Source organism: Streptomyces sp. NPDC004667, assembly GCF_040609475.1.
Classification (GTDB): Bacteria; Actinomycetota; Actinomycetes; order Streptomycetales; family Streptomycetaceae; genus Streptomyces.
The window spans coordinates 25,596-36,979 of the sequence record NZ_JBEXKC010000016.1; the positions used below are offsets into that span (position 1 = coordinate 25,596).

Below are 11,384 nucleotides of genomic sequence, written 5' to 3' on the forward strand. Positions count from 1 at the left end.
CTCCTTCGGCTCCTGCGCGTCGGTACGGGCCCGGCCGTACGCGCCCCGGCCGTCAGTCGCCGACGTGGATGCCGGGGCGGCGGTCCGGGTCGGGCTCGTGCCTGCGGATGATCTCCCGGGTGACCGGGGCCGTGTCGCCGCGGCCGAGCAGGAAGTAGCGGAACATGTGCCGCAGCGGGCTGCCCTCGGCCCAGGCGAAGTAGCAGTGCGGCCTGACGCCGGTCGTGTCGCGCAGCGCGAGCAGGATCGCGGCGATGGCGTTCGGCGCGGCCGGGGCCTCGGCGCGCAGGATCCGGTAGCCGTCGACCTCGATGCCGTGCACGGTGAGGGTCTCGCTGAAGTCGGAGGGGTCGACCACGTCGATCTCCAGGAACATGACGTCGGCGGGGCCGGGGACGGGGTTGGACCGGCGCTGCTCCCGCTCCTTGCCGGCGTACTCGGCGCCGTCCCCGGTCTCCCGGCGGTTGGCGATGATGTTGACGGAGTTGTCGAAGGCGATGGTGTCGGTGACGAACCGGCGGGCCGCCGGGTCGAAGACGATGCTGTCGGCCCGCAGTTCCGTGGTCCGGGAGACGCGGGAGACCAGGGACACGACGATGATGCCCGCGATGAACATGCCCGAGATGGCGAGGCCGTCGGGCTTGTCGACCACGTTGGCCACCAGTGCGTAGAGCAGTACGGCGGTGAGCAGGGTGAAGCCGGCCGTCGCCGCGCGCCGGCGGCGGCGCAGGGCGGAGACGGTCACGGCGAAGGCACCGGAGACCATCATGGCGAGGATCCCGGTGGCGTAGGCGCCGGCCTGGGCGTTGACGTCGGCGTCGAAGGCGATGGTGATGACGACGCAGAGGACCGTGTAGACGAGCACGACCGGGCGTACCGCGCGTCCCCATTCCGGGGCCATCCCGTAGTCCGGCAGGTAGCGGGGCACGATGTTGATCAGCCCGGCCATCGCGGAGGCTCCGGCGAACCAGAGGATGAGGATCGTGCTGATGTCGTAGACGGTGCCGAAGGCCTCACCGACGTGTTCGTGGGCCAGCCAGGCCAGCGCGCGGCCGTTGGCGCCGCCGCCGGGTTCGAACTCCTTGTGCGGGATGAGGACGGTGGTGACGAAGCTGGCCGCCAGCAGGTAGACGCTCATGATGAGCGCGGCGGTGGTCAGGAGCTTGCGGGTGTTGCGGATGCGCGACCGCAGCCGTTCCTCGGGGTCGGCGCCCTCCGCCTCGACGAGGGGCATCATGCTCACCCCGGTCTCGAAGCCCGAGAGGCCGAGGACGAGCAGGGGGAAGGCCAGCAGAGCCGGGCCCACGACGTCACCGAGGCCGCCTCCGCCCTCGACGAGCGCGTCCGTCCACGCGGACCAGGCGCCGGGGGTGGTGAACACCTCGACCGAACCGACCCCGATGACCACGGCGTTGAGCAGCAGGAAGACCGCCACGAGGGGGATCGCCACGCTCACGGCCTCGCTGAAGCCGAGCAGGAAGACCCCGCCGAGCAACAGGAGCAGGCCCACGGTGATGGCGACCTCGTGGCCGTGCAGGGCTTGCGGGAAGAAGGGGTTCTCCACGACGTGCACGGAGGCGTCCGCCGCGGACAGGGTGATCGTGATGATCCAGGAGGTGGCCACGAAGCCGAGCAGGACCAGGACGAACACCTTGCCGCGCCAGAACGGCAGGAGGTCCTCCAGCATCGCCACCGATCCGGCGCCGTGGGGGCTCTCACCGGTCACCCGCCGGTACATGGGCAGCATGCCGAGCAGCGTGAGACCCACGATCAGGAGGGTCGCGAGGGGCGAGACGGCGCCCGCCGCGAGCGCGGCGATGGCCGGCACGTAGGCCAGGCTGGAGAAGTAGTCGACGCCCGTGAGGCACATCACCTTCCACCAGGCGTGCGATTCGCCGTGCCCTTCGCCTGACGTCGACCCGACGGGCTGCACCCGGTGGCGGAGCATCCACCGTTCCAGGCCGCCGCCGGCCTGCGGCCGGAGTGCCGGACTGTCCACCACTTCCGGTATGAGCAGTTCGTCCGTGTCCTTCATGTCCCCCAACAACCTTTCCCGCCCGGCGTTCCGGGCCCGACCGTCGCTGCGTTCGCGGTTCGGCAGCGATCAACGAGTATGAGGGCTGTCGGAGGCCCGCCGAGCCATGATCCGGTCAAGGGTGTCCCACCGTGGCGACCGCGCCGGGGCCCCGGCGGGTGTCGGCGCGACGGCTCGCGTAGTGTCGGGGGCTTCCACGGCTCCCCACTCGAACGGCCCGTCACCTGTGAGCACCTCCCCCGGCACCGAACACGCGACGGTACGGCCCCCGGGCCGCGGCGGTGGAGGTCGGGCGGGGGTGGACGACGGCCCGGCCCGGAAGCCCGCCGGGTACCTGGTTCCGCGGGGGGTCGTCGACCTGCGGGGCCGCAACGGCCGGGACGTCACGCTGTCCTACCCGTCCGATGCGGCGGTCGTCGTCGCCGGTCTCCCCGGCAGCGGGAAGAGCACGCTGCTGCGCGCCTGGTCCCCGGCCGCCCTCGTCGTCGATCCCCGTGCCACCCGTGCCTCCTACGAGGCGCGGCTGCCCGGCTGGCTCCCGTACGCGGTGTACCGGCCGGTGGCGCGGCTGGGTCACCTGCGCCGTCTGCGTTCGGAGATACGGGGCGGCGGGCCCCTGCTCGTCCACGACTGCGGCAGCAGGCCCTGGATGCGTCGCTGGCTGGCCCGTACGGCCCTGCGGGCCGGGCGTCCCCTGCACATGGTGGTGCTCGACGTCGGGCCCCGGGAGGCGCTGCTGGGTCAGCACGCCCGTCGGCGCGTGACCTCGCGGAGGGTCTTCGCGGTCCATCGGCGGGGACTTTCGAGGCTGCTGGCCCGCGTCGAGCGCGACGGCCTGCCGGCGGCGTCGGGCATCGGTTCCCTGGTCCTGTTCGACCGCGGGCTGCGGGACCGCGTCACCGAGGTGCGGTTCGGCGGGGGCCGGACCTGACGGTTCGGGGGGGGCCGGCTACCCGATCATCCCCCCGCGGCCCTCCTCACCACCTCGTGGAGGTCCTGTACGGCATCGGCGGTGCAGACAGCCGCGGCCGCGACGCAGGCTGCCGCGGCGGCCCCGCGCCATCCGCCGCCCTTCGGCGGGGGTGCGAGCAGCGCTGCCACGCGCCGGGGGACGGGCCCGGGCGTCTCGGGCCGCGGGGAGCGGCCGAGCAGCCCCAGGGCCGCCGCGGGCAGCCGGCGCCGGCCTCCCGACTTCCCGGCCGCCAGCGCGGCCTTCCCGACGGTGACGGCGACCCGGCGCCGGTCCCCGGTCGCCTCGGCGGCGGCCTCGTCGGCCCAGCGTTCCAGCGTGTAGGCGACCTGCTCCGCCAGCGGCCGCAGCAACGGGTTCAGGGTGACGGCCAGTTGGACGGCCGCGGTGTACAGGTAGTGGTGACCGCGCAGATGGGCGCGCTCGTGGGCGAGGAGGACCTCGCGCTCGGCGGCGTCGAGGGAGGCCAGCATGCCCGTGGACACCACGATCCGGCCGGGCAGCCCCGGCATCGCGAACGCGTCCGCGGCGGGCTCCTCCAGGACGACGAGCGGATCCTGCCCGGGGAAGCAGGCCGCTTCCAGGACGGCCGCGCACACCGCCCGCACCCGCCGGTACACGAAGCGGGAACCGGCCACCACGACGACCGGCAGGAGCAGCGCGGCGACGACGGCGACGGAGACCGAGGCGGGATCGTCGCGCTGGAGCACGGCCGGTGACAGCTCGGCCAGTCGGGCGACGACCGGGATCCGGACCAGGCCCGCCAGGGCCAGCAGCCCGAGCACTGTGGTGCTGCCCGCGGCGAGCACCAGCGCGCCCCCCGTCAGGAGCATCGTGGCCGGACGCGGGTGCAGCCGGTCGTCCAGCCACCGGGCGCCGGGGGCGGCGAGCAGCGGGAAGAGCAGGGGGAGGTAGACGGCGAGGTGCACGGCGGGCCCCGCGCCTACCGGTCCGCGTCGAGGTCGCCGCCCAGCAGGCGGCGCAGCAAGGCCTCGTCCCCGCTGGAGAGGTCGTCGACGAAGCGCGTGAGCACCCGCTCGCGGTCGGGCGCCTCTTCCATGGCCTGGTGCATCTTCCGGGCGGCGAATCCCGGTTCGTCCGTGGCGGGGGCGTAGGCGAAGGCACGGCCGTGCGGCCGCCGGGTGAGCACGTGCTTGTCGTACAGGCGGGTCAGGATCGTCACCACCGTGCTGTACGCCAGGTCACCGCCCATGCCCTCCAGTACCTGACGGGGCGTGAGCGGACCGGGGGCCGACCGGAGTACGGCCAGAACCTCGGCCTCGCGTTTGCCGTTGGCCAGGCGACGGTCGCCTTCGTGCGCGGTACCGGCGTGTTCGTGCCCGTCCAATGTTGGCCGCCTCCTCGGTCATCCTCTACAGTCACCCTCGTCTTCTACACGCGTGTAGAAGACGAGGGTCTTCCCCGAGTGTGCCACGAGCTCTCTTCACCCATGACCCCCGCCGTCCCCTGCGGCGTGACGACAGGAATCCCGTGCACCCACCACCAGGACGCCCCCGGCGACCCGCGCAGGCCGCGCGGTCCGCCCCCGGCGCCCGGAACCGGCCCTCCGCAGCCCCCGCCGCTCCATCCAACCAATCCCAGGGACGGACCAATTGAGCACCATCGGCATCGGCCAGGCAGCCATCCTCGGCATCGTCGAGGGGGTGACCGAGTTCCTGCCGGTCTCCTCCACCGGGCATCTGAAGATCACCGAGGGCCTGATGGGCATTCCGGTGGACGACAAGGCCGTCGTCGCGTTCACCGCCGTCATCCAGGTCGGAGCCATCGCCGCGGTGCTGGTGTACTTCTTCAAGGACATCGTGCGGATCGTGAGCGCGTGGGGGCGCGGCCTGACCAACCGGGAGGAGCGCTACCACCACGACTACAAGTTCGCCTGGTGGGTCATCTTCGCCACCATCCCGATCGTGGTCGTGGGCCTGGCCGCCAAACCGCTCATCGAGAGCACCCTGGCCTCCCTGTGGGTGGTCGCCGGGTCCCTGATCGTGGGCAGCGGCCTGATGTGGGCGGCCGACCAGATGGGCCGGCACAAGCGCGGCGAGGACGACACCGGCTTCAAGGACGCCATGCTGGTGGGCTGCTCCCAGATCCTCGCCCTGCTCTTCCCCGGCTTCTCCCGCTCCGGCGCCACCATGTCGACCGGCCTCATCCTCGACCTCGAACGCGTCGCCGCGACCCGCCTCTCCTTCTTCCTCGGCATCCCCGCCCTGACCGGCGCGGGCCTGTACGAGCTCAAGGACGCCGTCGGCTCCGGCGTCGACATGCTCCCGCTGGCCGTCGGGACCGTGGTGTCCTTCGCCGTCGCCTACGCCTCGATCGCCTGGCTGCTCAAGTTCGTCGCCAAGCACTCCTTCAACGCCTTCGTCGTCTACCGGATCGTCATCGGCGTCCTGCTCTTCGGCCTCCTCGGCACCGGCGTCCTGGCCGCCTGACGGAGACGGAGCAGGCCACCGGCCGTCCCGGTGGCCTACTCCCCCTGGGCGGTCTCCACGCCCCGGTGCAGCCAGACGGCACCGGACAGGGCGGACGTCCCCGCCGTCGTGCACAGCAGGGCCACGGCCAGGAGCACCGGGGCGACCCACCGGACGGGGGCCTGGCCGAGCAGGGCCTTCACCCGGGCGGGGACCGGCCCGGTGACCGCCCCCGCGGCGAGTGCGGGTCCCCCGGGGCGCCGGCCGCCACGGGTGGCGGCCAGGGCCGCGCGCCCCACCGCGCGCGCCGTGAGGGTCCGGCTGCCGGTGACCCGGGCCGCGGACTCGTCCGCGGCGCGTTCCGCCGCGAAGCGCACTTGGGGCACGACGGCGGCCAGGGCCGGGTGGCACCATCCGGCGAGCTGGGCGACGGCGAGGAAGAGGTGGTGGCGCGCGGCGAGGTGGGCGCGTTCGTGGGCCAGGAGCGCCTCGCGCTCGCGCGGGTCCAGGGAGCGCAGCATGCCGCTGGTGACCACGATCCGGCCCGGCCCCGTCAGGCCCGGCAGGGCGTAGGCGTCCGGGCGGGAGTCCTCCAGGACGCACAGCCCTCCGACCTGCGGGAGGTGCGCGACGTCCCCGTGGGCGCCGCGCAGGCGCTTCGCCTCGGACAGCCCGCGCCGGACCACGGTCACAGCGGTGACCGCCACGATCCCGCCGGACAGCGCCGAAATGCCGAGGGCCACGGGCGCCGGACCGGCCTGGAGCGGCCGGATCAGGTGCAGGAGGGCGGCCAGGGGCGCGACCGACAGGGCGAGGGGCAGCAGCAGGACGCCCAGGCAGGCCACGACCGCGACGGCGAGCGCGGCGGTGGCCGACGTGATCGTCCAGAGCGCCGCCTCGGGCCTCACCCGGGCCGCCGCCCGCCGGGCGAGCGGCGGCAGGATCCAGGGCAGTACGAGGGGGACGAGAAGGAGGACGATCACTGTCCGCCTCCCTCCAGCAGCCGCCTGAGCTCCGCCTCGTCGTCGGAGCTGAGTCCTTCGACGAACCGGGCCAGGACGACGCTGCGGTCGCCGTCCTGGTCGAGCTCGCGGTGCATCCGGCGAGCCGTCATGCCGTGCGCGTCCTCCAGGGGGAAGTACAGGAAGCCCCGCCCGCCCGGACTCCGGTCGATGACGCCCTTCTCGTACAGCCGGGCGAGCAGCGTCGCCACCGTGGTCCGGGCCAGCGGCTGCGGTATCGACGCTCTGACCTGCGCCGCCGACTGCGGTTGTCCCGCGGCCCACAGGGCAGCGAGAACGCTGGACTCCAGCTCGCCGGCCGGTCGGCGTTCGCTCGCGCTGTCCACCACGGATGTTTCCTCTCCACGGAGTCGTCCACGACAGGGTAGAACGACTACTGTTCTGTAGACGCCGAGATGGGCGGGCCGCACCCGCGGCGGTCCGGAAACCTTTCGCCCACGGCTGTGAGCCCCACCCCGACCACCATTATCGATGGGACCGTGCCGATGCCCCTCGCCCTGCTCGCCGCACCCGCGCCGGTACACCTCGCCGTGAACCTCCTCGACGCCCAGTCCCTGCTCGCCGCGTTCGGGACGCTCGGCATCGCGGTCGTCCTGTTCGCCGAGACCGGCCTGCTGATCGGGTTCTTCCTGCCCGGCGACTCGCTGCTCTTCACGGCCGGCCTGCTCTGCGCCGGCTCGGCCACCACCACCGGGCACCTCTCGCTGCCCTGGGTCCTGCTCGCCTCGGCCGCCGGCGCCCTCGCGGGCGCACAGACCGGCTACCTGCTCGGCCGGAAGGCGGGCCCCGCCTTCCTGACCCGGACCGGGTCCCGCAAGATCGGCGAGGGCGCCGCCCGGGCGGCGGAGATCCTCCAGCGCTACGGGTACGCGAAGGCCATCGTCCTGGCCCGGTTCCTGCCCATCGTGCGGACCGTGCTGAACCCGCTGGCCGGGATCCTGAACGTACCGGCGCGCACCTTCGCCCTCTGGCAGGTCCTGGGAGGTCTGCTGTGGACCACCGGCCTCGTCCTGGCCGGGTACGCGCTCGGCTCCTCCGTACCCGACGTGGACCGCTACCTCCTGCCGATCATCGCGCTCATCGTCGCCGTCTCCCTCGTCCCCGTCGCCCTGGAACTGCGGCGCTCCCGCCGCGCGGGCCGCGCCGACGAAAGCGTGTGACACCCACCCCCACGGAAGGAGCGGCGATGCGGATCGTCATAGAGGACGTCCCGGACCACCTCGGCGCAGAGATCGCCCTCGGCATCGTCGAGCTCGTCGCCCGCCACACCCCCCTCGCGTACGGCGGCGACGGCATCAGCGTCCTCGTGCAGTGCGACTGGACCCCCGAACGCGCCGCCCACCTGCTGCGCGACCTGCCCCTGCGGGCGATCGGGGTCGTGCGGCACGTCGTCGAGGGCTCGGGCTGGGCCGACGTCGACACGCTGCGCGGCGCGAACGGCGACGGCCTCTGGAAGGGCTTCAACACCACGCTCGCGAGCGCGGTCGCCCGCGGCGCCCGCCGCGGGCTGTGGCCCGCCGGCATCCGCGTCCCCCTGACCCCCACCACCCACCCCGACGGCGACCGGCGCATCCGGGGCTACGCGATGCCGTGCGAGGCCGTCGCGGTGTTCGCCCGGGCCCTGGAGTCCACGGAGTCGGCGGCCGCCCGGGGCGACGTGCGGTAGGGGACGCACCGGGCGGACGGGGCGCCTCCGCCCAGGGGGGCCTCCGCCGGACCGGGCCGGCCACAGCACTAGGCCCCGGGTCGGTAGACGAATCCGGACAGGGGTGCGAGGACCTTCCAGCCGAGCGCTTCGTAGAGTGCCCGGCCCTGGACGGTCGCGCCCAGGATGCCCTCGGTCGCTCCGCTCTCGACGGCCGCGTCGGTGAGGGTGGCCATGACCACCGTCCCGAGGCCGAGGCGCTGATGGGCCGGTTCGGTGACGATCTGGTCGAAGACGCAGGCGCTGCCGGCCAGACCGCTCCGGCCGCTCGCGGCGAGTTCCCCGTCGGCGCTCAGGACGCGCACCAGGGTGACGCCGTCGGCGGTCTCGACGGTGACGGAGTACCCGTCCGGCAGGCGCACGGGCGACGGGCGCAGGTCGACGGCCATCAGGAAGCAGTGCTCGGTGGGCTCCCACGCGGACGGGAACCAGGGTTCCATGTCGTCCGGCGGGAGGAACGCCTTGACGCACGTGCCGGGCTCGGTGACCGTGCCGATGAGCCCGCGGGCGGTTGCTGCGTCGGCGTCGAGCAGGACGTGACGGACCGTCCGGGTCGGCCCGCCGATCTCGATCCGCAGCCCCCAGGGCACGTCCACAGGACGGGATGCCCGTCGGACCACGGCCCACCCCTCGACCCACGACCGTTCGGTCGCCGACCGGTCGCCCGTGACCGCCGGCCCCTCGGACCCGATCACCGGGGGACCGGCCGGCTCCGCGAGCATGTCGTCGACGATCCGCAGGCGGGTCTCCGGGAAGCGCTCCGCGATCGCCCCGCTCATCATGGCCACGCCCTCCGGATCGGGCACCTCGCACCGTGCGCGGCTCTCCGCGTCCGGCCATCGCGCGTACGCCACCCACGTACCGTCGTCCGCCCGGTGCAGGCGCGAGCCGTAACTGCCGCAGCGGGCGTGGATCGCGGCCGTCACCCGCCGCCAACCGTCCATGAACTGCCGCTCCTTGCCCTCGTGGAGCCGCCACCGGTAGACCACTGCGAACATCGCGGAATCCCCCCTCGTCACGTGACGCCTCGTCACGTTCCAGCAGACCCTAGGCGATCGCGCGAACCGGCGGGACCGCCGGGGCCACCGCCGCCCCGGTGATCATCGACGGCGGCGGGTGAGGCAGAATCCGGAGCGCCGGACAGGCCGGCCGAACGACGAACAGGAGCGGGTCCGTTGAACGAGGGCGGGCGTGAACAAGCCGAGGCGTTCCTGCGACCCGGGGAGCGGCTCGTCGCCTGGTGCTCCTACGGACTGGGGCCGGGCGTGCCGACCCCTCCCTGGTCGCTGCTCCCGCCGCCCGAGCCCACCGAGCTCCAGCGGCGGATCGAGGGAAGACTGCCCGGGCCCCTGAAGCAGCTGGCCAAGGCGCGTGTGCTCGACCCCCGCCGGTCGAGGCCGGCCGCGGCGGCGGACGCCATCGACCGGATGCCGGACGCGGTGGACGACTTCGGCAACCGGTTGATGCACGGGACGAGCATGGAGGGCGGCTGGCAGAGCGCGGCCGGACGCTTCGTCATCTCCCGGGCCGGCGCGCGCGGCTCGGTCACCGGCCTGCTGGCCGTCACGGACCGGCGCTGGTACGCCCTGAGCGACGTCTCACAGCTGTGGCAGATGACGCCGGTGATGAAGCAGTACTGGGAAACCCCCCGGTCGGCCGTCTCCGCCCTGCGCGCCAAACCGACGGGCGTGCTCCAGAAGGGACGCATGGACATCGAGTTCACGGACGGCTCCTGGGTCGCCCTCGTCGCCTCGGTGTCCCGCGACGCGGCACCCTTCGTCGCGGCCTCCGCCCGCTATCCGGGCTGAGCGGAGCCCTGGTCCCGGACCGCCGTTCACGGGGACGGCGGGGGCGCCGGGGCGGGCGCCGGGACCGGCGGCAGGGCGGGCGGCGGGGCGGGGGTGAGCCTGAGCGAGAGGACGTAGGAGACCACCACCGCGACGATCACGAGCGGCATCACGGTGATCCCCTCGGTTCCCATCAGGATGGTGGCCAGCAGCACGGAGGTCATCGGCAGTTTCAGCATCGCCACGCACATCGCCCCGACGCCCATCGCGAAGCCGGACGTCACGTCCAGCCCGGGGAGGTGGGCCAGGGCCAGACCGACCGCCGCTCCCACGAACATCGACGGGAAGACCGGGCCGCCGCGGAAGGCGCCGAGCGCGAGGCCGTAGGCGACGGACTTGCACACCAGCAGGACCACCAGGGTCCCCGCCGTGTATCCGGCCTGGCCCGCCAGCAGCGGGCCGAGGGCGCTCTGCCCCGAGTAGAGCACCTCGGAGGCCTCCCGGCCGGTGGTCTCGGCGTACACCAGGGCGGCCACGCCCATGAGCGCACCGGCCAGCACGGTGAGCGGCAGCCGCCGGCGCTCGACCCGGGCCTCCAGGAGCAGGGACGTCCGGTGGAGCGCCGCGCCGAGCAGGGCGGCGGCCACTCCGATGGCCAGTGCCCAGCCGAAGCCCGCGAGGTCGGGCCGGGCGGCCTGCGGTACGTGGCCGAGGACCAGCGAGAACGTGCCGAGGCCGGTCCACGACCCCAGGCCGGTGAAGATCAGTGCGCCCACCCCGGCCGCGAGCAGGCCCGGTACCAGGACGATCCCCAGCATCGCGCCGCCGATGCCGGTCACCTCCATCAGGAGGAACGCCCCGAGCAGGGGTGAGCCGAGCAGCGTGCTGACGGCCGCGAAACTCCCCGCGGCCCCCAGGACGCCGGTGGTGCCGGCGTCGAGGCCGCGCTTCACGGCGCGGACCGCGAGCACCGCCAGGCCGCCACCGAGGGCGATGAGCGGCGCCTCCGGCCCCAGGACCACGCCCGCGCCCAGCGACAGGACCGCCGCGAGCGCGATGCCGGGCAGCTCCGCCGCCGTCGGCGGTCCCTTCGTGACCAGGCCCTCGGCCGGCCGGTGGCCGCCCTCCCCCGGCAGGAACCGGATGGTCAGGGCCACCAGCAGGCCGCCCACGGCGAGCAGCGGGACCGGCCACCACGAGGGCGTTCCGTCGAAGCCCAGCCCCCTCGGCAGGTCGGTGTAGGTCAGCGACTGCAGCTCGGACACGAGCGCGAGGAACCCGAAGGCCACCGCGGAGACCGGGATGCCGAGCAGCGCCGTCATGACCAGCAGCACCACGTACCCGCGGGTGCGGACCAGGGCGAACGCGTCCGGCGGTGTCGCGGTGGGCGGCCCGGCGGGTACGGCCGACATGCGCATCGTCTCCTCAGCTCAGGG

Annotated in this window: 12 protein-coding genes; 5 read left to right on the plus strand and 7 right to left on the minus strand. The window is 73.8% G+C overall.

Features of this window, described 5'->3' with window-relative positions; all coding sequences use genetic code 11:
- Window positions 1-52 precede the first annotated feature (52 nt).
- Window positions 53-2,035, minus strand: a complete 1,983-nt coding sequence (locus ABZW32_RS11885) for an amino acid transporter (protein ID WP_356214415.1) — start codon at window positions 2,033-2,035, stop codon at window positions 53-55.
- Window positions 2,036-2,333: 298 nt separating this feature from the next.
- Here ABZW32_RS11885 and ABZW32_RS11890 point away from each other — a divergent pair, with 298 nt between their 5' ends.
- On the plus strand, window positions 2,334-2,966 hold the full coding sequence (locus ABZW32_RS11890; RefSeq protein ID WP_356214417.1) for an AAA family ATPase: 633 nt from the start codon (window positions 2,334-2,336) through the stop codon (window positions 2,964-2,966).
- 26 nt (window positions 2,967-2,992) lie between these two features.
- Here ABZW32_RS11890 and ABZW32_RS11895 read toward each other — a convergent pair whose 3' ends face one another.
- Together ABZW32_RS11895 and ABZW32_RS11900 are read right to left on the minus strand one after the other, a co-directional pair.
- A complete protein-coding gene (locus ABZW32_RS11895) occupies window positions 2,993-3,934 on the minus strand; it encodes a M56 family metallopeptidase (protein ID WP_356214418.1) in 942 nt (313 codons plus the stop codon).
- A gap of 14 nt (window positions 3,935-3,948) precedes the next feature.
- Window positions 3,949-4,353, minus strand: coding sequence for a BlaI/MecI/CopY family transcriptional regulator (locus ABZW32_RS11900; protein WP_356214420.1), 405 nt, complete (start codon window positions 4,351-4,353; stop codon window positions 3,949-3,951).
- 265 nt (window positions 4,354-4,618) lie between these two features.
- Here ABZW32_RS11900 and ABZW32_RS11905 point away from each other — a divergent pair, with 265 nt between their 5' ends.
- On the plus strand, window positions 4,619-5,455 hold the full coding sequence (locus tag ABZW32_RS11905; protein ID WP_356214422.1) for an undecaprenyl-diphosphate phosphatase: 837 nt from the start codon (window positions 4,619-4,621) through the stop codon (window positions 5,453-5,455).
- Window positions 5,456-5,490: 35 nt separating this feature from the next.
- On the opposite strand, the gene ABZW32_RS11910 is transcribed toward ABZW32_RS11905, so the two are convergent.
- Window positions 5,491-6,417 (minus strand): M56 family metallopeptidase, encoded by a 927-nt coding sequence (locus ABZW32_RS11910; protein WP_356214424.1) that lies wholly within the window; start codon window positions 6,415-6,417, stop codon window positions 5,491-5,493.
- Window positions 6,414-6,785, minus strand: coding sequence for a BlaI/MecI/CopY family transcriptional regulator (locus ABZW32_RS11915; RefSeq protein WP_356214426.1), 372 nt, complete (start codon window positions 6,783-6,785; stop codon window positions 6,414-6,416). The genes ABZW32_RS11910 and ABZW32_RS11915 overlap by 4 nt, the downstream gene beginning before the upstream one ends.
- A gap of 156 nt (window positions 6,786-6,941) precedes the next feature.
- Between ABZW32_RS11915 and ABZW32_RS11920 the strand changes: the two genes are divergently transcribed.
- Both ABZW32_RS11920 and ABZW32_RS11925 read left to right on the plus strand, forming a co-directional pair.
- A complete protein-coding gene (locus ABZW32_RS11920; RefSeq protein WP_356214584.1) occupies window positions 6,942-7,616 on the plus strand; it encodes a DedA family protein in 675 nt (224 codons plus the stop codon).
- A gap of 26 nt (window positions 7,617-7,642) precedes the next feature.
- On the plus strand, window positions 7,643-8,122 hold the full coding sequence (locus ABZW32_RS11925) for a hypothetical protein (RefSeq protein ID WP_356214428.1): 480 nt from the start codon (window positions 7,643-7,645) through the stop codon (window positions 8,120-8,122).
- Between the two features lie 68 nt (window positions 8,123-8,190).
- Here ABZW32_RS11925 and ABZW32_RS11930 read toward each other — a convergent pair whose 3' ends face one another.
- The gene (locus tag ABZW32_RS11930; protein ID WP_356214430.1) at window positions 8,191-9,159 is read right to left on the minus strand and encodes a GNAT family N-acetyltransferase; all 969 of its coding nucleotides are present in this window, start codon (window positions 9,157-9,159) and stop codon (window positions 8,191-8,193) included.
- 177 nt (window positions 9,160-9,336) lie between these two features.
- On the opposite strand from ABZW32_RS11930, the gene ABZW32_RS11935 reads away from it, so the two are divergent.
- Complete coding sequence (locus tag ABZW32_RS11935; protein ID WP_356214432.1) at window positions 9,337-9,969, plus strand: hypothetical protein; 633 nt, start codon at window positions 9,337-9,339, stop codon at window positions 9,967-9,969.
- A gap of 26 nt (window positions 9,970-9,995) precedes the next feature.
- Here ABZW32_RS11935 and ABZW32_RS11940 read toward each other — a convergent pair whose 3' ends face one another.
- Complete coding sequence (locus tag ABZW32_RS11940) at window positions 9,996-11,360, minus strand: chloride channel protein (protein WP_356214434.1); 1,365 nt, start codon at window positions 11,358-11,360, stop codon at window positions 9,996-9,998.
- Between the last annotated feature and the right edge of the window lie 24 nt (window positions 11,361-11,384).

Excerpts from the sequence above, each read along its gene's own strand:
- ABZW32_RS11885 (WP_356214415.1), bottom strand. The coding sequence starts at position 2,035 with ATGAAGGACACGGACGAACTGCTCATACCGGAAGTGGTGGACAGTCCG.
- ABZW32_RS11920 (WP_356214584.1), top strand. The coding sequence starts at position 6,942 with ATGCCCCTCGCCCTGCTCGCCGCACCCGCGCCGGTACACCTCGCCGTG.
- ABZW32_RS11925 (WP_356214428.1), top strand. The coding sequence starts at position 7,643 with ATGCGGATCGTCATAGAGGACGTCCCGGACCACCTCGGCGCAGAGATC.
- ABZW32_RS11930 (WP_356214430.1), bottom strand. The coding sequence starts at position 9,159 with ATGTTCGCAGTGGTCTACCGGTGGCGGCTCCACGAGGGCAAGGAGCGG.
- ABZW32_RS11940 (WP_356214434.1), bottom strand. The coding sequence starts at position 11,360 with ATGTCGGCCGTACCCGCCGGGCCGCCCACCGCGACACCGCCGGACGCG.